The organism is Synechococcus sp. 65AY6A5 (assembly GCF_002760415.1).
Taxonomy (GTDB): domain Bacteria; phylum Cyanobacteriota; class Cyanobacteriia; order Thermostichales; family Thermostichaceae; genus Thermostichus.
Genome location: NZ_AXUW01000001.1, coordinates 1,794,974 through 1,814,694 on the forward strand (window position 1 = coordinate 1,794,974; position 19,721 = coordinate 1,814,694).

General features: G+C 58.4%; 19 protein-coding genes and 1 CRISPR repeat array. Of the genes, 11 read left to right on the forward strand and 8 right to left on the reverse strand.

The genetic code is table 11. The annotated features are described in order from the left end of the window. On the forward strand, window positions 1-1,096 hold a 1,096-nt coding region (locus SYN65AY6A5_RS08575; protein WP_276307412.1), incomplete at its 5' end, for a nucleoside recognition domain-containing protein. Between the two features lie 339 nt (window positions 1,097-1,435). Here the strand turns inward: SYN65AY6A5_RS08575 and SYN65AY6A5_RS08585 are convergent. The 3 genes from SYN65AY6A5_RS08585 to cobA form a co-directional block, all read right to left on the reverse strand. Beyond that, the gene (locus SYN65AY6A5_RS08585) at window positions 1,436-2,047 is read right to left on the reverse strand and encodes a DUF1614 domain-containing protein (RefSeq protein ID WP_240527735.1); all 612 of its coding nucleotides are present in this window, start codon (window positions 2,045-2,047) and stop codon (window positions 1,436-1,438) included. A gap of 51 nt (window positions 2,048-2,098) precedes the next feature. Continuing rightward, window positions 2,099-2,282: a CRISPR direct-repeat array (repeat unit 31 nt; unit sequence GTCGCTTCCCTTCGGGGAAGTGGAATTAATG). A gap of 7 nt (window positions 2,283-2,289) precedes the next feature. Continuing rightward, window positions 2,290-3,114: a 1,4-dihydroxy-2-naphthoyl-CoA synthase gene (gene menB / locus SYN65AY6A5_RS08590; protein ID WP_011432215.1), complete on the reverse strand. Its 825-nt coding sequence runs from the start codon at window positions 3,112-3,114 to the stop codon at window positions 2,290-2,292. Window positions 3,115-3,231: 117 nt separating this feature from the next. Continuing rightward, window positions 3,232-4,734, reverse strand: a complete 1,503-nt coding sequence (gene cobA / locus SYN65AY6A5_RS08595; protein ID WP_099812435.1) for a uroporphyrinogen-III C-methyltransferase — start codon at window positions 4,732-4,734, stop codon at window positions 3,232-3,234. A gap of 175 nt (window positions 4,735-4,909) precedes the next feature. Here cobA and SYN65AY6A5_RS08600 point away from each other — a divergent pair, with 175 nt between their 5' ends. Then, window positions 4,910-5,920: an ABC transporter substrate-binding protein gene (locus SYN65AY6A5_RS08600; protein ID WP_099884247.1), complete on the forward strand. Its 1,011-nt coding sequence runs from the start codon at window positions 4,910-4,912 to the stop codon at window positions 5,918-5,920. Here the strand turns inward: SYN65AY6A5_RS08600 and SYN65AY6A5_RS08605 are convergent. Further along, complete coding sequence (locus SYN65AY6A5_RS08605; RefSeq protein ID WP_099812440.1) at window positions 5,917-6,444, reverse strand: phycobilisome rod-core linker polypeptide; 528 nt, start codon at window positions 6,442-6,444, stop codon at window positions 5,917-5,919. The genes SYN65AY6A5_RS08600 and SYN65AY6A5_RS08605 overlap by 4 nt on opposite strands. Window positions 6,445-7,054: 610 nt before the next feature. On the opposite strand from SYN65AY6A5_RS08605, the gene SYN65AY6A5_RS08610 reads away from it, so the two are divergent. The 6 genes from SYN65AY6A5_RS08610 (at window position 7,055) to SYN65AY6A5_RS08635 (ending at window position 11,027) form a co-directional block, all read left to right on the forward strand. Continuing rightward, window positions 7,055-7,540: a 2Fe-2S iron-sulfur cluster-binding protein gene (locus tag SYN65AY6A5_RS08610; RefSeq protein WP_099812441.1), complete on the forward strand. Its 486-nt coding sequence runs from the start codon at window positions 7,055-7,057 to the stop codon at window positions 7,538-7,540. Between the two features lie 172 nt (window positions 7,541-7,712). Next, on the forward strand, window positions 7,713-8,396 hold the full coding sequence (locus SYN65AY6A5_RS08615; protein WP_011429429.1) for a V4R domain-containing protein: 684 nt from the start codon (window positions 7,713-7,715) through the stop codon (window positions 8,394-8,396). Between the two features lie 408 nt (window positions 8,397-8,804). Beyond that, window positions 8,805-9,329, forward strand: a complete 525-nt coding sequence (locus SYN65AY6A5_RS14040; protein WP_168173316.1) for a hypothetical protein — start codon at window positions 8,805-8,807, stop codon at window positions 9,327-9,329. 31 nt (window positions 9,330-9,360) lie between these two features. Continuing rightward, on the forward strand, window positions 9,361-9,831 hold the full coding sequence (locus tag SYN65AY6A5_RS08625; protein ID WP_240527736.1) for a phycobilisome protein: 471 nt from the start codon (window positions 9,361-9,363) through the stop codon (window positions 9,829-9,831). A 16-nt stretch (window positions 9,832-9,847) separates the two neighbouring features. After that, window positions 9,848-10,537 (forward strand): V4R domain-containing protein, encoded by a 690-nt coding sequence (locus SYN65AY6A5_RS08630; RefSeq protein ID WP_099812444.1) that lies wholly within the window; start codon window positions 9,848-9,850, stop codon window positions 10,535-10,537. 310 nt (window positions 10,538-10,847) lie between these two features. Further along, a complete protein-coding gene (locus SYN65AY6A5_RS08635) occupies window positions 10,848-11,027 on the forward strand; it encodes a hypothetical protein (RefSeq protein ID WP_011429425.1) in 180 nt (59 codons plus the stop codon). A gap of 194 nt (window positions 11,028-11,221) precedes the next feature. Here the strand turns inward: SYN65AY6A5_RS08635 and SYN65AY6A5_RS08640 are convergent, their stop codons facing one another. Both SYN65AY6A5_RS08640 and pdhA read right to left on the reverse strand, forming a co-directional pair. Next, window positions 11,222-12,802 carry an NAD(P)H-quinone oxidoreductase subunit 4 gene (locus SYN65AY6A5_RS08640; RefSeq protein ID WP_099812445.1) on the reverse strand — a complete coding sequence of 527 codons (1,581 nt, stop codon included), beginning with the start codon at window positions 12,800-12,802 and terminating at the stop codon, window positions 11,222-11,224. A 220-nt stretch (window positions 12,803-13,022) separates the two neighbouring features. After that, on the reverse strand, window positions 13,023-14,024 hold the full coding sequence (pdhA, locus tag SYN65AY6A5_RS08645) for a pyruvate dehydrogenase (acetyl-transferring) E1 component subunit alpha (protein ID WP_099812446.1): 1,002 nt from the start codon (window positions 14,022-14,024) through the stop codon (window positions 13,023-13,025). Between the two features lie 319 nt (window positions 14,025-14,343). Between pdhA and SYN65AY6A5_RS08650 the strand changes: the two genes are divergently transcribed. Continuing rightward, on the forward strand, window positions 14,344-15,165 hold the full coding sequence (locus tag SYN65AY6A5_RS08650; RefSeq protein ID WP_011429420.1) for a phosphatidate cytidylyltransferase: 822 nt from the start codon (window positions 14,344-14,346) through the stop codon (window positions 15,163-15,165). A 139-nt stretch (window positions 15,166-15,304) separates the two neighbouring features. Here the strand turns inward: SYN65AY6A5_RS08650 and SYN65AY6A5_RS08655 are convergent, their stop codons facing one another. After that, on the reverse strand, window positions 15,305-15,766 hold the full coding sequence (locus tag SYN65AY6A5_RS08655; protein ID WP_049749709.1) for a copper chaperone Copz family protein: 462 nt from the start codon (window positions 15,764-15,766) through the stop codon (window positions 15,305-15,307). Next, window positions 15,763-16,185 (reverse strand): heavy metal-responsive transcriptional regulator, encoded by a 423-nt coding sequence (locus SYN65AY6A5_RS08660; RefSeq protein ID WP_011429417.1) that lies wholly within the window; start codon window positions 16,183-16,185, stop codon window positions 15,763-15,765. The genes SYN65AY6A5_RS08655 and SYN65AY6A5_RS08660 overlap by 4 nt, the downstream gene beginning before the upstream one ends. 153 nt (window positions 16,186-16,338) lie before the next feature. Here SYN65AY6A5_RS08660 and SYN65AY6A5_RS08665 point away from each other — a divergent pair, with 153 nt between their 5' ends. Continuing rightward, window positions 16,339-19,077, forward strand: coding sequence for a valine--tRNA ligase (locus SYN65AY6A5_RS08665; RefSeq protein ID WP_099884249.1), 2,739 nt, complete (start codon window positions 16,339-16,341; stop codon window positions 19,075-19,077). Window positions 19,078-19,331: 254 nt separating this feature from the next. Next, on the forward strand, window positions 19,332-19,646 hold the full coding sequence (locus SYN65AY6A5_RS08670; protein WP_011429415.1) for an RNA-binding protein: 315 nt from the start codon (window positions 19,332-19,334) through the stop codon (window positions 19,644-19,646). Window positions 19,647-19,721: the final 75 nt, after the last annotated feature.

Sequence of the window (19,721 nt, forward strand, 5' to 3'; positions counted from 1 at the left end):
CGCCATTATGGCGACCCGTACCCTGGAAAATCGGCGGGATCGGTTGATGACGATTCTGATGAACCCGTTTATGTCCTGCGGGGCGCGGCTGTCCGTGTATGCCCTGTTTGGGGCGGCGTTTTTTCCGAAAAATGCCCAAAATGTGGTGTTTCTGCTTTACCTGATTGGTATTGGGGCGGCGGTGTTTACGGGTTTGGTGATGAAAAGCACCCTGCTACAGGGGATAGCGGCTCCCTTCATTATGGAATTGCCGCCCTACCATTTGCCCACGCTCAAGGGGGTAGCCATCCACGCCTGGGGACGGTTGCAAGCGTTTATTACCAAAGCGGGGCGGATGATTATCGTGATGGTGGTGATTTTGGGCTTTTTAAATTCGGTGGGAACGGATGGTTCCTTTGGGAAACAGGACAGTACCGATTCCCTGCTCAGTGCGGTTGGGCGGCAGATTACGCCGGTATTTGCACCGATGGGCGTGCGACCGGAGAATTGGCCGGCAACGGTGGGGATATTTACCGGGACGTTTGCCAAGGAGGTGATGGTGGGAACCATGAATTCCCTCTATGGGCAGTTGGCGCAGGCGGAAGCGGCAGATAGTGGGGAACCACCGGCGGCATTTGACCTGTGGGGTGGTCTCCAGGAAGCAGTTGCCAGCATTCCCCAAAATTTTGCCGCCCTAGGGGAGCAGTTGCTGGACCCGCTGGGGATGGGGGTAGTCCGCAGGAGTGGGGATGAGGAGGCAGTGGCGGAGGAGTTGGGGGTGCAGACGACTACCTTTGGGCAGATGGCTTCCCGCTTTGGCAGTACTACGGCGGCGATTGCGTTTCTGCTGTTTGTCCTGCTGTATTTCCCCTGTGTGTCGGCAACGGCGGCGGTTTATCGGGAAACCAATCTGGGCTGGACGGTGTTTATCGCTTGTTGGACAACCGGGCTAGCCTATTGGGTTGCCACCTTTTATTACCAGTTCATGACTTTTAATGAACACCCCGCACGTTCCCTGTTGTGGGTATTGGGACTCATGCTGGTACAGTTGGGGGTTTTGTGGGGATTGCGTGCCGTCAGTAGCCCCCGTTTGCGGCGGGTACCCTCCGGGAGGTAAGGGATGCTCTTGCAAGACCTACAACGTTATCTGCAAACGCACCGGCAAGTTTCGTTGACCAAATTATGTCAACACTGGCAAATGGATGCGGATGCCCTGCGTCCGATCCTGGATGTATTAATTCGCAAAGGGCGGGTGCGCCCCGTACACCAGCGGAAGTGTGGGGGCTGTCACTCCTGCGCCTCAACGGATTTAGAACTGTACGAGTGGGTAGAAAAACCATCTTAATGGGGGATCAATTTTAGGGATAAGTCGTGTTGTTCAGAACGTTTTTCAGAATAAATTACGAGCCAACCGAATGTACCAATTAAGTGAATTGTTGGAATTTCTGAGTAATTTCTAAGTCAGCAAAACGGCGAATAAACCGCACAGCGCAATACCATCAAAAACCCCAGCCCCACCAATACTAAGAATGCCTGGAGTCATCCGCTCAATTTGGGGCAGGTGTAACAGGTCAGCCCCAATTAGTGTTGCCAATACACCGCCAGCAAAGGCAATCGGTGCTGCCACAACATCAGACCCCGCCGTTAATAGCACAGAAGTCATCGCCGCCGTTAGGGGAGCAATCAAGGCATTCATTTGAATCCCAATCCCCGGCACCACCTGGACAGAATAATAACTAACTATTGTCACCACAGCCGTGACAAGCACAATCAAAATTGGCGAAACACAGGTAAACTGATAAATGGCCAATAGGGTTGGAATCAGACCACCCCCGACATTCAACGCCACAATCGTTTTCTGTTCAATTCGCCTTAAGGGAATACCCCAAAAGAAGCGCATCGTCCACAATCGATCCAAATCAGGTACCATAGCTACTTTGGAAACTCTCTCATAAAGGGGGATATTAATCGTACTCTCAATAATTACTAGGGTCAGCAGCACAAGAGATAGGTTAGGAGAAAATTCGAGCTTTGCAACAGCAACTTGAACCGCATCTAGGGTAACCACCAACCAGAGAAACGGGAAGGCTAAGAGCAGGAGTAAAAAGAGTAGATAGGCAGTCGCTTCCCTTCGGGGAAGTGGAATTAATGGAAACTCTGGTCGTACAGCCGCTGAATCGCACAGCACAGGCGGGTCGCTTCCCTTCGGGGAAGTGGAATTAATGGAAACCCTCCTGTTTCCCCCAGAACAACAAAATTGGGGGCAAGTCGCTTCCCTTCGGGGAAGTGGAATTAATGAAAACAAACAAACTATGGCAGCCAGGGAAACTGGCGAAAGTTAGGTGGGCGCTTTTCCAAAAAGGCGCGTTTGCCCTCAGCAGCTTCTTCGGTCATGTAGAACAGCAACGTCGCATCTCCGGCCAGCTCCTGCAGCCCCACCTGCCCATCGCAGTCGGCATTGAAGGCGGCTTTGAGGCAGCGGATGGCCAAGGGGCTGTGCTGGAGAATCTCTTGCGCCCAGCGGATCCCTTCAGCTTCCAGCTCTTCCACCGGCACCACGGCATTGACCAGACCCATCTCCAGGGCTTGGGCTGCGGTGTATTGGCGGCAGAGGAACCAAATCTCGCGGGCTTTTTTTTGCCCCACCACTCGCGCCAGGTAGGCGGCCCCAAAGCCCCCATCGAAGCTGCCCACCCTAGGGCCGGTTTGCCCAAAGATGGCATTATCGGCGGCAATGGTCAGGTCGCAGATGAGATGCAAAACATGGCCACCCCCAATGGCGTAGCCTGCCACTAGGGCAATCACCACCTTGGGCAAAGAGCGGATGATGCGCTGCAGATCCAGCACATTGAGACGAGGGATCCCGGCCTCATCCAGGTAACCGGCCTCGCCCCGTACGCTTTGATCCCCGCCGGCGCAGAAGGCATACTTCCCATCGGTATGGGGCCCGGCGCCTGTTAAGAGCACTACTCCAATCCTGGGATCCTCTCGCACATCGGCAAACGCATCAATCAGCTCGGCAATGGTCTTGGGGCGGAAGGCGTTGCGCTTGTGGGGACGGTTGATGGTGATCTTGGCAATGCCATCCGTTTTTTCGTAAAGAATGTCTTCGTAGAGCTTGGCCGTCTGCCACATGGTGTCTGGGTGTATCTATTGGGATGCCGGGCCAGGAGAGTTCCGTTTGGCTGATGGGGGCTCACTATGAGGAGCACCTGGGTACTCTGCACCGCTACCGCGAACGGCCTGAAAAGGCTAGGTAGAACGGTTGGTCGCTTGGATGAGGGCTTCCACCAATCCTTCCAAAGTATACTCCTGGGCTGCGATGTCCACTCGACCAAATGCAGCCTTGCAGGTTGCGGCCGTCTTGGGGCCAATGGCGGCAATCTGCACGGGTGGATCCCAGATCTCAGGGCCTAGCCCTGCCTGCTGGATCAAGTGGGCAAAATGCTGTACTGTCTTGGAGCTGGCAAAGGTGAGGATGTCCACCTGGTGGGCTTTAAGAGCTTCCAGGACCTGGGGATCCGCTGCTGCTGGACAGGCGGACTGATAGGCGGCCACCTCCACCACCTCTGCTCCTCGCTGCCGCAACCCCTGTACCAGCTCCTCCCGCCCTCCTGACTCAACGCGGGGAAAGAGGATGCGCTGCCCCTGCACTGGCTGCGGCCAAATGGGTAGCAGGGCTTCGGCCACAAACTCGGAGGGCATCAGATCCGGGCGAATGCCGTACTGGGCCAGCACGGAAGCGGTTTTGGATCCCACCACCGCCACTTGCAGGGAGTGGAGTGCTCGGCTATCTCGCCCCTGCCGCTGCAGCCGCTCAAAGAAAGCCTGCACTCCATTGGCAGAGGTCAGCAGCAGCCAGTCGAATTGTTCCAGGTTGGCAATGGCTGTATCCAAGGGATCCCAGCTCGTGGGCGGCTGGATCACCAGGGTCGGCATCTCCAGCACCCGCGCCCCCTGGGCCTGCAGCAACTCACAAAAAGCTGGTGATTGCCCCTCAGAACGGGTAACCAGCACCGTCTTGCCTGCCAGGGGAGCCGGCGGAGGCAAAGGAGGGATCCCCGGCAAAAAGTCCTGCCGCAGCCGGATCACCTCCCCGACCACCAGCAGACCCGGCAACTTCGCCTGACCCGCCTCCTGCTGCAGCTCCGCCAAGGTGCCCACCCACACCTGTTGCTCTGCCTGCCCCGCTCCCCAGATCACAGCCACCGGTCGGTCTGCCGGGATCCCAGACTCCACCAGCCGTGCGCCAATGTGCTGTCGCTGCCGGGATCCCATCAAAATCACCAAAGTATCCAACTGGGCCAGGGCGCTCCAGGGCAAGGCCTCCAGCTCGTGGGCAGTCAGCACGGCAAAAACGCGGCTTAAGTGCTTATCGGTCAGGGGGATCCCTGCCCAAAAGGGGCCAGCCAGCGCCGAAGACAGCCCCGGCCAAATCTCAAACGGACAGCCCGCCTCCCTAAGGGCTTGGATCTCCTCGCGAGCGCGGCCAAAGATCAAGGGATCCCCTGACTTGAGGTGAACCACCTGTTTGCCTTCTCGGCAGCGCTGGATGAGCCAGTGGATGCCCTCCTGGAGGCTTCCTGGCCCAGAGCGTCGCCACACCTGCGCCTGCGGCGGCAACTCTGCCAACAAGCGCTCATCCACCAGCTCGTCGATCCAGATAGCCTCAGCCTGCCGTAGGATCTCCAGTGCTCCCTGCGTCAGGCCCGCCCGCCCGCCCAGCCCCGCGCCCACCAGATACACCTTGCCCATGCCCTACCCCTTGGAATGTCGATCTTGCCCCTTGTAAGAAGGGGATCCCGCTTGCTTTGCAAATATAAATCGAAGACGCCTCCCAACAGCTCCTCTTCCAAGGGGTGGCCAGCCTGAGGAAAAACTGGTCTACTTGCGAGATACTGAAAGCGTGGCCGCCTGAGGATCCCTGCCTATGTCCGGTGTAACTCCAGAGCCTTGGCCGCGGCGGCGTTTTTTGGCCAGTGGAGCTGCTCTGCTAGCAGTAGGAGCGGGCTCCCGCCCCTCTTCGGCCAGATCCCGGCCCTTGCGACTGGTCACCAACTGGTACGCCCAGGCCGAACACGGCGGCTTTTACCAAGCCCTGGCCACCGGCATCTACGCCGACTACGGTCTGCAGGTGGAAATCCGCATGGGGGGAACGGCGGTTAACGTGCTGCAACTGCTAGCCGGGGGAGCGGCAGATTTTGTGCTCGGCGGCAGCCCCGACGCTCTGGCGGCTCTGCAAGCTGGGATCCCTGTTCTCACCGTGGCCGCCTTTTTCCAGAAGGATCCCCAGTGTCTTTTGGCCCATCCGGGGGTGGGCATCGAGCGCCTAGAAGACCTGCGGGGCAAGCCCATCTGGGTCTCTCCAGGGGCCAACCTCACCTACTGGCCTTTCTTGCGGGCCAAGTTTGGCTTTACCGACGAGCAGAAGCGCCCCTACAACCTCAGCCTCACGCCCTTCTTGCTGGACAAGTCTTCTGCCCAGCAGGGCTATGTGACCTCCGAGCCCTTCCGCGTGCGCCAGGAGGGGGGCTTTGATCCCGTCGTTTTTCTGCTGGCCGACTACGGCTATTCCCCTTATGCTACCACCCTGGAGACCACCCGCCCCTTTGCCGAACGACACCCTGAGGAGGTGCGAAAATTTGTGGCCGCCTCCATCCAGGGCTGGCAGAGCTACCTAGAGGATCCCCGCCCCGGCAATCGCCTCATCCGCCAAGACAACCCCAACATGAGCGAGGCCCTCCTGGCCTACGCCCACCAAGCCCTAAAAGACTACGGCCTTCTCACCAGTGGAGATGCCGCCACGCTGGGGATCGGCGCCATGACCCACCAGCGCTGGCAAACCTACTTTCAGGAGATGGTGGCCCTGGGGATCGGCGCAGCGGGTCTGGAGGTTCGCCAAGCCTATACCCTCGACTTCCTCCCCGGCCCCACTGCCTAAGGGATCCCCACTTCCATCGCCGCCAAACTGTGCAAAAGCGGGGATCCCTGCATCCCCAGCTCATGGCGCCGGTGCATTTGGTTTGTCAGCAAGTAGGCCAAAGGTGGGTGGCCGCTCAGCCGTTGGCGGGGGTGGGGCAGATGGTCGTTGCCGAACTGGTGGCGGTATTCCTCCGAGTCGATAAAGGCATTGACCATGGCTTGAAAGCCCTGGCGCACCAGAATGTTGTGATAGGCCGCCACCTCCTCCCTGCTGGCCGGCGCCCGTCCCAAAAAGTGCTTAAAAGCCTGCTCCACACAGCGGGTGTTGCAGCCGGCACTGAAAAAGAGCTGCCGGTAGAGCCGGGATCCCCCAATTTGGCGAACCAAGCGCTTGATCCCAATTCGGCCCCGCAAGAAGTCCTGCTCGATCTTCTCCAGCTCTCCCGCCTTCTCGTGCTGGTAGGGCTGGCGTTCCAAAAGCTGTTGGTAGGCAGCCCGCAACAGGTTTTGCAACGTTTGCGGATCCCGCTGGCGTGGTTCCATGGCAATAGCTCCCAATCGACAGAACTGACAAAAACAGACAAAACGAGGGGCTACTTTAAAGAAATGGCCAAGAGAGTAGCGAATGGCTCAATACGCTTTTACGGCAAACTTCAGCACATCCTTCTGTAACAAAATTGCCAATAAAAGACCGTGAAGGTTCTACTTAAGATTTACCTTGCCGACAGAACGACCGGGGGAGATCTGCGATAAATATTTACGAAAGGGTTGTCATTTTCTCCAATTTACGTGATTTCACTTTGTAACTTTCTAGCCGATAAAAAAAATTCCGTGTTTATTCGTAGTTAAGTATTATGACACTTCCATAAGTATTATGACACTTCCATCCAGAATAACCTGCTCCAGATAGATCCAGAATATAAGTTAAGTAAAGAATGCAGTCTCTCCCAGGGTCACAGGTGCAGGGCTCATCATTTGAAGTGCTCTGGTGAAGTGCTCTGGTTTGATTGACTGGGGACTCAGGTGTTGCTGTAGACCTGCAAGGGGGCTGCAGGGGAAGGGATCAATCAATTTTTGTGATTGGTTTGCGTTGCTTATGCAGTAGATCCTGCCCGCCGGGGTTTTTTGTCTGCCCTTAATGTGGATCCCGTCTATGGTTAAACAAATCCGGCTAGAGCCTTTATCTCGTGTCTCGGAGGTCGATACCTACAGCAATCTTCTGTCGGCCATTTTGTCGGAGGAGCTGCAGGTTTCGCGGGAATGTAACGGTCGCGGCCTCTGCGCCACCTGTCATGTTTACGTCAAAGAGGGAATGGAAAGCCTCACTCCCATCACCCCCCGCGAGGCGAAAACCCTGGAGACAATCACCAGCGCCCGCAGCAATTCCCGGCTGGCCTGTCAGGCGCGGGTGGTGGCCGATGGGGTGGTGGTGGAGCTGCCGCCGGGGATGTACGTGAACTCGCTCAGGGATATCGAAGTGCTCATCGGTCGGCGGGCCGAACAAGATCTGCTCCACCCGCGGACGGGGCGCGTTTTGGTGGAGCAGGGCAAGATCATCACTCGCTCCACCGTCAAGCAACTGGAAAACGAAGATTTTCGCATCATCGGCAGCACCCTTGCCCAGACCAGCGAGGCCTAAGGGATCGCGGCAGCTTAGCTAGGCCGCTGCGGGGGCGCAATCCCCGTGGCTCACAGGCAAAAAAGGCCAGGCTAGAGGCTCAATAGATTGAATTTCAACAAGAAGGCAGCCCATCAAAGCTAGGGACTTTTCCGATTACTTTGCCGTCTAGATTGCTCCTTAGGAGAAAGCCATGGTTAGCACCACCACTCGATCGGATCCCCGTCCCGCAGTCACCATGCCGGTGGGCCGCGACAAGCACGCTCACTACAGCTACCGCGATTTCTTCCGCTTTAACCGAGAGCAAGGCACGATTATCGACTGGAATAACACCCAAAACCTGCTGCTTAGCGAAGACTTCATTGTCGGCCTGCAGGCCGGCCTAGAGCGGGAAGTGGGCGATGCCTCTGCGGCGGTGATGTACACCATCGGCAAGGAGTGGGGCGTCCGCGATGCCCAGCACTTTTCCCAGTGGTACGAGCGGGAGTACGGGGTTGGGGTCAAGCAGTCCAACCTTTTGTTTTTGCTGGAGACCTGGTGGTGGCCCTTTACGGCGCAAGGGTGGGGCAAGTGGGAGGTGGAAACCGAATCCAAACAAAAAGGGTTCTTGTTCATCAACCTGTTTGACTCGATGGTGGCCCGCACCCTGGGCGACGTGGGCAAACCGGTTTGTCACCTCTATGCCGGGCTGTTTGCCGGATTTTTCTCTGCCATGACCTCCCGTGAGCTGGCCTGCATCGAGATCCAGTGCTACGCAATGGGCGAAACCTACTGCAAGTTTTTGCTGGGCAGCCAAGAGCGCATCGATGCCGCCAATTTCTGGATGAGCGAAGGGGCCAGCGCCCGTGAGATCGAGCAGCGTTTGCGCCAACTGTGAGGCCTGCCTGTGGCTTTTGCAGTCCCTCTCTTCGGCATTGTGGGGAGGATGCCTATGCTTACTTCCAACCTCAACCCCAATCTGGACTTAGGGCAACCGCTAGCAGTTTTTTTGCAAGGGTTGAATTGGGATAACCGTCCCTCAGTCCAGACCTTTTTCTCCTCAGAAGTGTTGCCGGAGTTCGGCGCGTCCCTGCTTTTGGCCCAGTCGGTGTTTTTGCCGGCTGCAATTGGTCGGGCATCTGCCTGCGCCCAGAGCTGCCGCCAGAGGATCCCTTTACCCTTGAGGATTTTGCCGCTTTGTTTGGCGGAGCTTTGCTTTAGCCCTGCTTGGCCCCAACTTAGGCCTTGCTTCCTCGAGCCGCTCGATCTTTTGACTCGTATCGCGTTTTTTAAGGAGACCTCACCCATGAACGACCTTCGCCCTTGGCCGGAGCGCATTGCCGATCGAGAAGGGGATTACCTGACACCCGACGATCTGCAAGATCTCATCCGCTACGCCCTCTCGTTTCCAGAGCGGCTGGATCTCTACCAAGTCTTGCAACAACAAGAGCGGGCGTGGATCGAGCAGGTTCTGCAACAGCACGGGTACACCGGCGGGGCAGAATCCTCTCTTACCCCCGCTCAGCGCCTCTTGGCCCGGCAACTGGCCTTCTGCCTGCGCTCCCTGGGCTTGAGCCTGTTGCTGGGGGATCCCACCCCTCTGCAGCAGGGGACCCTTGGCGCGATGGAACAGTATTTGGGGCTGCCGCAGGCGCTGGATCAACTAGGTGCAGTGGTGCAGGGATCCCTGTCAGCAGAGCAATGGGAACTGCTTGCCCCCTACTGGCAACTCCTGCGGGCTACTGGGGATCCCTCTTCTGCCCCTTTGCCTAAAGCCAAGGCAGAAGGGGCCTCGGAACCGGCACCTACCCTGATGGAAATGTTCGCGTAAGACCAGCCAACGGAGGCTCCCGATGATGCTGATGAATTCAAGCGTGGCCGAGCTGATGCAGCAAAGCGAGGGTCGCTATCTGCGCCCAGATGAGTTGAAAACCCTACACGCCTACGTGGAAGGGATCCCCAAACGAGTCCGCCTGTATCAAGTCCTGCAGGCCAAGGAGCAGGAGCTGGTGGATTGGGTGATGGAAAAGTTCCAACAGATGATGCCGAATTTGCCCCGCCAACATGGGCACCTGGCCTGGGAGCGCTGCCGCCGCGACCTGATCATGGTGTGGCGCTACTGCTGCCTGGCTATGCTGCTCAATGACGAGGATTACCTGCGGGATAAGTTGCTCTACTGGCTGGAGACGATCCTGAAATCTTTCAAGATGCGCGACCAGTGCCAGCCCGCCTACAAGTTGATGCTCGACTCCCTCAGCGCTGTTTTCGGCCCCGAAGAGAGCGAGTCCATCCGCCCCTACGTGCTCTTGGCCAAGTCGATGCTGGTCAACTAGAGTCCAGAGGACAGCCATGACCACCCTGCAAGAGCTCCTGCAAGACCAGATCCTGCCCGGCCACTGCTTCAGCCCTGCCTACTACATCCGCCCCGACATCCACAGCGGCCTGCTCTACAGCCGGGGAGGATACCGCCTGGCGGCCTTTCCCATGCCCCTCTTGGAAGCCATCTACGCCGGCTTGCGCTACGAAACCGGCCAAGCCACCCGCGTCATCCTCTACAACTGTGGTCGCGAGTGGGGAGAGGCGTTTTTCCGCCGCATTGAAGACGAACTCTCCCGCTACTACCAACAGCCGTTGCAGGAATTGCCGATGGGGATCTTCCTCGATGCCCTCAGCGATCTCTGGGCCACCCACGGCTGGGGCCGCCTGGAGCTGGATTTTTCCGCCGCCGACCGCGGCCTGGTTCAAGCCAAGATCCGCAACTCCGGCTTTGCCCTGGCTGCTCGTGCCAGCCTTAGGCCGGAGGAACTGTCTGCGCGGCGGGAGCCGGCTGGCCATCTGGAGGCGGGCATGCTGGCCGGCCTCTTCTCCTTGCTCTCGGAACGGGATCTAGTCTGTGTGCAGACCACCTGCGAGTCCCTGGGGGCCGACCTCAACCGCTTCCTCATCGGCACCGCCCAGCGCCTGCACAATTGTGAAGAATGGGTGCGCAAAGGCTTCTCCCACGAGGAGATTTGGGATCGGCTGGCCGCCGGTTCCTAGGGAGGGATCCCTGCTGAAGACCCATGTTTCCAGGCTGGCAGAGAAGGAGAGAATTGAATTTTTCTGGGTCTTAAGACTTGTAAAGACAAAGACAAATCTCCCTGCTCAATCTTTCATCTTTTGCAAAGTTTTTTGGGCTCCTCGGCCAGTAGGTCCTCAACTGAGCAGCCGTCGAGATCCCAATTGCTAAGAAAGTTAGCTGTCCTTAGGGATCCCTGCGTAATATATTTTTTCACACGCTCCCCTACAAATTCGCCATCCTAAATATTAGCTATTCCAAGTCTTGAGCAGTTGCGAAGGGGGAGAGGCAATGAATGCTCAGCAACGGAGCCAAATCATCGCTTCGGAGTGGATGATCGACAGCCAAAATCCGGTTCATTCCATTTCCCGGCTGAAGCGGCGGGCAACTTACTCCGACGTTACCCTTTGGTGGCTGGTGGTGCAGCTCAATCTGAGCGAGCACAACTCCATTCATTCTGATCCTCGCTAGGATTGACAGCCCAAGGAGAGTCGGTTAGAAGGGAATTCCAGCCCAAAACATCCTCACTCACGAGTCCAACTCGAAAGTTAAAGCAAGCTAAAAAAACAAAAGAAGAGCTGAAACTTGAGGTAAGCAACTTCTCAAGCAACAGCTCTTCCGTTCAAGGCGAGACCAATAGAGAGAAGCGGGGATCCCGATGCTCCCTAATCTGTCGGGGGCAAAGCCGCCACCTGAGCCGGTTGCACCGGCAGGAGGGGCCGTTGCACAATTTCCGTCGGCAGGGCACTGCGCAACTGAGCAGCTACCGCCACCGTTGTAACGTCGTAGGTTTGGGTAGCCAGCCGCGGGTAGAGGCCAATGCCGAGAATCGGCAACAGCAGACAGAGAGCCACCGCCATTTCTCGCGGGCGCAGATCGCCCAGGTAGTCTTCCAACACCAAGCCGGGATCCTGAGCCCCATAGAACACCTGCCGCAGCATAGAGAGCAAGTAAATGGGCGTCAGAATAATGCCCACTGCCGCCAGCAGAGCAATTCCTGCCTTGAAGGTCGGCGCATAGGCATCGCTGGTGATCAAGCCCAAGAACACCGTCAGCTCGCCCACAAATCCGCTCATTCCGGGTAGCGCCAACGAGGCCAGGGATCCTGCTGTAAACAGGGCAAAGGCCTTCGGCATTTGCTTAGCCAACCCGCCCAACTTGTCGAGGGCAAGGGTGTGGGTGCGCTCGTAGGTGATCCCCGTCAGGAAGAACAAAACCGCAGCGATCAGACCGTGGGAGATCATCTGCAAGAGGGCGCCGTTGAGACCTAGCTCCGTAAAAGCGGCAATGCCGATCAAGACAAAGCCCATATGGGCAATGGAGGAATAGGCCAAGCGCCGCTTGAGGTAGTTTTGCCCCAGGGCGGCCAGGGCTCCGTAGACGATGTTCACTGCCCCCAGCACCGCCAGCACTGGCGCGAAGTACACATGCGCCTCCGACAAGATGCCCACGTTTAGGCGGATCAGGCCGTAGCCCCCCATCTTGAGCAGCACCCCGGCCAGGATCATGGAAATGGGCGCCGAGGCTTCGCTATGAGCATCCGGCAGCCAGGTGTGCAGCGGAAAGACCGGCAGCTTCACCCCAAAGGCAATTAGGAAAGCTGCATACGCCAAGATCTGGAGAGCCAGCGGATAGGACTTGGCCCCCAGCTCTGCCATCTCCAAGCTAAAGCCCTCGCTGCCAAAGGCCATCGCCAGGGATCCCACCAGAATGAAAATAGAGGCGGCAGCGGTGTAGAGGATAAACTTGGTGGCGGCGTACTGGCGCTGTGGCCCACCCCAGATGGCAATCAGGAGATAAACGGGCACCAGCTCGATCTCCCACATCAAGAAAAACAGGAGCAGATCCTGCGCCAAGAACACGCCCACCTGGGCGCCGTACATCAGCAGCAGCAGGAAGAAAAACAAACGCGGCTTGTGGGTGAGATTCCAAGCCGCCACGATCGCCAAAGTCGTAATCAAGCCCGACAGCAGCACCAGCGGGAAGGAGAGGCCATCCACCGCCAGCGACCAGTGGAACCCAATCTGGGGAACCCAGGCGTAGCGCTCCGCCAGTTGCAGCGAAAAATCCCGCAGGTCGTAGCGCTGCCCGAAGACATAGACCATCAGGCCCAAATCCAAAGCCCCCACAGCGAGGGCATACCAACGCGCCCAGCGGCTCTGGGGGAGCAGGGGGATCCCAAAGGCTGCCAGCAGCGGCAAGAGCACCAGGGCCGACAGCCAGGGAAACTCAAGAGAATTGCTCATGACCGGGAATAAATACTCATGCTCGATACCCCAATGATATGAAGCTATGTAAACAAATGGAAAGCGATTTTTACAGATCTGCGCTCTTGCGCAGATCTGGAGAAGGTTTCTCTGAGGCTAAGCCGGGAGGATTGCCAAGGGAGCGGCGATGGCAGCCCGGGTGGAAAGTTGCGCGGAGTTGGGCCCCCGCACTCCCTCGACACTGGGAACCAAGCAGGATCTACTCGTCTTCAGCGAAAACGAAGCGGTGCAACTCGTCCAGGGTAGGCTCAGGGCTTTCCAGCGCGAAAAGGACGGCATCCTCAATCACGGCGCTCACCTTTTCCTGAATGGCCTGGAAGTCCGCTTCAGTCATCAAGTTGTGTTCCAAGGCGTAGCGCTCCAGTCGTTTGATGGGATCCCGCTGCCGCCAGAATTCTTTTTCTTCCGGGCTGCGCAGCTCGTCGGGGTCGGCCAAAGAGTGGCCGCGGAAGCGATAGGTGAGGCACTCCAGCAAGGTGGGGCCTTCCCCGGCGCGGGCACGGGCAATGGCCTGCTGGGCTGCCTCCCGCACCGCCAGCACGTCCATACCGTCTACTTGGTAGCCGGGCATGCCAAAGGCGGGGCCCTTGAGGTAGATGTCGGTTACCGAAGTGGCACGCCTGTGGGCCATGCCAATAGCCCAGAAGTTGTTCTCCACCACGTAGACGATGGGCAACTTCCAGAGGGCGGCCATGTTGAGGCATTCATAGAACTGGCCGTTGTTGCAGGCCCCATCCCCAAAAAAGCAGACGGTCACCTGGTCGGTGCCGCGGTACTTGGCCGAAAACGCTGCTCCCGTCGCCACCGGGATCCCTTCGGCCACAAAGGCATAGCCCCCCAAAAAGTTGTGCTCTGCCGAAAACAGGTGCATCGAGCCGCCGCGGCCCTTGCTGCAGCCGGTAGCCTTGCCAAAGAGCTCCGCCATCACTGCTCGTGGGGGAATCCCGGTGCTAAGGGCATGCACGTGATCCCGGTAGGTGCTGCAGACGTAGTCGGTGGGCTTGAGCGCCTTGATCACCCCCGTGGACACAGCCTCCTGCCCGTTGTACAGGTGCACAAAGCCGAACATCTTGCCCTTGTAGTACATCTCGGCGCACTTGTCCTCAAACAGGCGGCCCAGCACCATGTCTTCGTAGAGCATGCGGGCTTCTTCGGCAGAGATGCGAGCGCTAGCCACGGGGGACGTCAGTTCCTGAACCATGCTGGAATCGGGTCGAGGGTAACCAATTTTTGCAGCTTTTCAATTATCCCATGCTCCGCGACATCTGAAGCCCCCAACCCAGGGATAGGTAGGGATCCCAGTTCCAGAGAGGGGTTCCTCTGGGATCAAGAAGAGTAAACTGGAAGGCTAGGGCAAGAGGCATTTTCGTTGCAGCAGCCGCAGCAGGACTTCATCGCGCAGACGCAAATCCTAAACACCAAGAGCGCAAGGCTGAGGGCTGCTTCTGCCTTCGGCGTGGACTTTGACCTGGAGCCGCGGGCAGGAGGTCTTTGGCCAACCAACGTGACGGGGTGTGCCTATGGGAGCCCGTTGGGTTAGCGGTTTTGCGGCGGTCCTGTTTGCCCTGACGGTTACCCTGCTAGGGGGCTGGTACTTCACAGCAGCCATGGGGCTGATCATTTTCCTGGCCCAACTGGAGTTCTTCCGCCTGGTGCAGGCCAAGGGCAATGCGCCGGCCATGCGCACCACCATGTTGTCTAGCCAGGTGCTGGTGTTTTTGCAGCAGGCAAAGCCGGAATGGACCAGCCCTGCTTTTATTGTGGCGGGATCCATCATCTGTTTTTATTTGCTCTTTAAGCCCAAGGTGGCCACCATTGCCGACATTGCCACTTCGATTTTGGGGTTGTTTTACTGTGCGCTGTTGCCCAGCTTTTGGATCCGGGTCAGGGCCCTGTCTTTTTCCCAAGAGCTTGGGGAAGGACTGTGGATTACGCTGCTGGCCATCGGCTGTGTCATAGCAGCGGATGTGGCCGCCTATCTCTGTGGGCGGACCTTTGGGCGCACCAAGCTCTCCATCCTCAGCCCCAAGAAGACGGTGGAAGGGGCCGTAGCGGGGATTGCCGCCAGCATGGCCCTGGCTGTGGCGGGAGCCTACTACCTCAAGTGGCCGTGGAGCTGGCTGAGCGGCGGGGTGTTGGGGTTTTTAATTGGGCTGACCAGCCTGCTGGGGGATCTGACCGAATCGCTGATGAAGCGAGATGCCGGCGTCAAGGATTCCGGGGATCTCATCCCCGGCCACGGCGGCATTTTGGATCGGGGAGATAGCTACGTCTTTACCGGGCCCCTGGTGTTTTACTTTATGCAATGCCTGGAGTGGCTTAGCGCCTATTTCAATCGTTGACATACTTTAGCCGCATCTCTCAGGGCTGAGGGTATTGCGATAGCAGCGCGGAGCTGTGGGTCGGCGGCAAAACTCTCAACTGGGTTTGAGATAGCTAGAGTTGCGGGCAGAGGTCCGAGTTATTTTGTTCCTGAGCTTTTCATTGTTGCACTTCAGAGATAAACTGCCTAACATTTTCCAGACAGCAAAACCCCTGCGGGTTGTTGACCTGGCAGCCGCAGCGCTTGGCTTTGATGTGGGCGGCAATTTCCTCCAGAATGGCCTGGGGCGTTTTGGATCCCTTCAGCTCTTGCCGGATGCGCTGGCGCGTCCAGCCAAAACAGTAGCAGACGGGCACGTCCTCGCCACTTTCTTTTTGAAAGACTGGAACCTTGAGGTCGTCAACCCCAAAGCTCTGACCTTGCTCAGAAAAATAAACAACAGGACAAATGGGATCCCGACAAAACGCATAGCTGCTGTCGGCATCCAATTGTGCCAAAGCTGGAGGAGATAGCAGGCTCTTCAGGGTAATCAGTTGAATTGAGATCCCCTGCTCCCCACTTCTTGGGCACAAGGGCTGCCAAGCACTAGCAGAAAATGGTACAAGGGGTTCTCTTGTCATGAGTTATCAAGCTGTTGTTGAAAGATGGCGCAAGAAGAGCTTTTCTCTTGCTCAGAAAATTTTTGTTGACACTTTTCAATGAGTGTTGACAACTCCCCTCTGAGTTCCTGCAGATGGGCAATTGACTTATCGATTTGTCTGAGCTTTTCGGTTAGCTTTACGTACACCTGCCAACAGGGCAAAGCCTGCCCATTCTCCTGAAGCAAGAGCAGTTCCTTGATCTCGGCTAGGGTAAGTCCCAAAGCCTTGGCGCGGGCGATGAAAGCCAGCCGCTCCAGCTCAGGCTCCCCGTAGAGGCGATAGCCCCCCTCCGTCCTGCGCGGCTTGGGAATGAGCCCCAGGCGCTCGTAGAAGTAGAGGGTTTGGGGGGTGATGCCCAGTTTCTCGGCTACCTGACCCACCCGCAGCAGTTCAGACATGCCCGGTTGATTCCCTCTCTCCAGAAGCTCTCTCAGCCTAAACCCTATAGCTAACTACAAGGTCAAGAGGGATCCCTAGCAAGAGCCCGCCGGCTTAAAGTAAGCCTGCTAACCTATAGGGTAGTCCTTTAACAAGCCTGGCCTGGATTCTGCATGACTGCTGCACCTTCCCTCGCCCACCTGCCCAGCCAGTACAACCCCTTTGAGACCGAGCCGAAGTGGCAGCGCTTTTGGGAGGAAAAGGGGTTTTACGTAGCGGATCCCAAGGCGCCGGGAGAAGCCTTCAGCATGGTGCTGCCCCCGCCCAATGTCACCGGCAGCCTACACATGGGCCATGCCTTTGCCTTTACCCTGCCCGATGTGGTGGTGCGCTACAAGCGCATGCGCGGCTACAACGTCCTCTGGCTGCCGGGCACGGATCACGCCAGCATTGCCGTGCACACCATCCTGGAAAACCAACTGCGCCAGGAGGGCAAGAGCCGCTTTGAGCTGGGCCGCGAGGCTTTTCTGGAGCGGGCCTGGGCCTGGAAGGAGCAATCGCAGGGCACCATCAAAAGCCAACTGCGGCGGCTGGGCCTGTCGCTGGACTGGACGCGGGATCGCTTTACCCTCGACGAGGGCCTGAGCCGGGCAGTTACGGAAGCCTTTGTCCGCCTCTACGAAGCAGGGCTGATCTATCGGGGCGAGTATCTGGTCAACTGGTGTCCGGCCACCCAGTCAGCAGTCTCCGACATCGAGGTGGACAACAAAGAGGTCAAGGGCCACCTCTGGCATTTCCGCTACCCCTTGGCTGCCGATCCCGGCCAGTACCTGGTGGTGGCCACCACTCGCCCGGAGACGATGCTAGGGGATACAGCCGTGGCGGTCCACCCCCAAGACGAGCGCTACCGCCATCTCATCGGCCAGTTTGTGCGGCTGCCCATCAAGGATCGCCTCATCCCCATCATCGCCGACGAGTATGTGGATCCCACCTTTGGGTCTGGCTGCGTCAAGGTCACCCCGGCCCACGACCCCAACGACTTTGAGATGGGCCGGCGCCACCAGTTGCCCTTGATCAACATTCTCAACAAGGACGGCACCCTCAACGAGAACGGGGATCCCTTCACCGGCCTGGATCGCTTTGTGGCCCGCGAGAAGGTGGTGCAGTGGTTTGCTGAGCACGGCCTGCTGGAGAAGGTGGAGGAGTACACCCACAGCGTGCCCTACAGCGACCGCGGGGGTGTGCCCATTGAGCCGCTGCTCTCCATTCAGTGGTTTTGCGATGTTTCCGGGATGGCGGCCCGCTGCTTGCAGGAGGAGCGGGAACACCACAACCCCCGCTTTATTCCGGAGCGCTGGACCAAGGTTTACACGGGCTGGCTGGAGAAGCTGCGCCCCTGGTGTATCTCGCGGCAACTGTGGTGGGGGCACCAGATCCCGGCCTGGTATCCGGTCATCGACGGCCAGCTCCCTGAGGATCCGCAGGCTTTTGTGGTGGCCCGCAACGCCGAAGAGGCGTGGGCCAAGGCGCGGGAGAAGTTCGGCCCCGACGTGGAGCGGCTGGAGCGGGATCCCGATGTGTTGGACACCTGGTTTAGCTCGGCGCTGTGGCCTTTTTCCACGCTGGGCTGGCCGGAGGAGACGGAGGACTTCAAGCGCTACTACCCCACCTCCCTGATGTCTACGGGCTTCGACATCATCTTCTTCTGGGTGGCCCGCATGGCCATGATGGGAGTGCAGTTTACCGGCCAGATCCCCTTCAAAGATGTCTACATCAACGGCCTGGTGCGGGACGAGCACGGGGCGAAAATGTCCAAGTCCAAGGGCAACGGCATCGATCCCATCGAGCTTTTGGACAAGTACGGCACCGATGCCCTGCGCTACGCTCTGGTCAGGGAAGTGGTGGGGGCCGGGCAGGATATCCGCTTGGCTTACGACCGCAAAACCGGCGAGAGCGCCAGCGTCGAGGCGGCCCGCAACTTTGCCAACAAGATCTGGAACGCCTCCCGCTTTGTGCTGCTGAACCTAGAGGGGCAAACCCCCGCCCAACTGGGATCCCCGGCTCCGGAGGCGCTGGAGCTGGCCGATCGCTGGATCCTGTCGCGGCTGCACTCCACGGCCACCCAGGTTATTGAAGAGCTGGAAGCCTACGGCCTGGGCGAGGGGGCGCGGCTCTTGTACTCCCTGATTTGGGACGACTTTTGTGACTGGTACATCGAGCTGGCTAAACCCCGGCTGCGGGGAGAAGACCTCGCTTCCAAGCGCACGGCGCAGCAGGTATTGGCCACCGTGCTGGAGACCATTCTGCGGCTGCTGCACCCCTGGATGCCCCACGTCACCGAAGAAGTCTGGCAACTCCTCACCCAGGCCAACCAAGCCACCTCCATCTCCGTCCAGCCCTATCCCACCCCCGACCCCAGCTGGGTTAACCCGCAACTGGAGCGGGAGTTTGGCCTGGTGATCCAGACCATCAGCAGCCTGCGCAACCTGCGGGCAGAGGCTGGCCTTAAGCCGCATCAGACCATCGCCGCCTTTCTGGTTACCGCCGATCCGGACGAGCAGCGGATCCTCACCACCGCCCAGGCCTACATCCGCGAGCTGGCCAAGGTGGAGTCCTTAGAAATCACGGGATCCCTGGCCAGGGATCCCAAGCAGGTGGCGGCTGCCGTAGTGGGCACAGTGCAGGTGCTGGTGCCCCTGGCAGGGCTGGTGGATGTGGAGGCGCTGCGGGCCAAGGTGCAAAAAGATCTGGCCAAGCTGGAAAAAGAAGCCCAAGGGATCCGCGCCCGCCTGGAGAACCCCAATTTCCTCAGCCGGGCCAACCCCGAAGTGGTGCAGGCCAGCCGCGAGCAACTGGCGGAGCTGGAGGCCCAGATGCAGCTTTTGCAAGCCCGCATGGAAAAGTTGGGCTAGAGCAGTGGGGAGCGCTCTCCTTGGCGGCTCTTGCCCTGGGCAGCCGACTTTCGTAGCCTCGAGCTTAATGGCACCGGCTATTTTTGCGAAATTGCAGTGGCCATTCCCCATCTCTGTGTTACGATAAGGCTTAGCTCGAGATAAATGTCGGTTGTAGCGTTCGGTTCTTCCGGTCTGGACGGGTTTTCACGTTTTGTATTGGCAGACGGCTCTCCGAATATCTCGCTTGTTCCTCTCTCTTTCGGAGATCGTCGATGTCGATTTATGTAGGTAACCTTTCCTTTAAGGTGACGGAAGCGGAATTGACCGCTGTGTTTGCCGAGTACGGTTCTGTGAAGCGGGTGCAGATCCCCACCGACCGCGAGACGGGCCGCATCCGCGGCTTTGGGTTTGTGGAAATGAGCTCTGAGGCCGAAGAGCAGGCTGCCATTGCCGCTCTGGATGGCGCGGAATGGATGGGCCGCGACCTCAAGGTCAACAAGGCTCGCCCGCGGGAAGAACGCCCCACCTCCGGTTTCCGCTCTGGTAACGGCGGCGAGCGGCGGCGCAACTTCCAATCTCGCTATTAACTCGCTATTAAAACGTCAACCCCTCACCCCCGGCCCCTCTCCCAGAGGGAGAGGGGGGTTGGGGATCGAGACAAC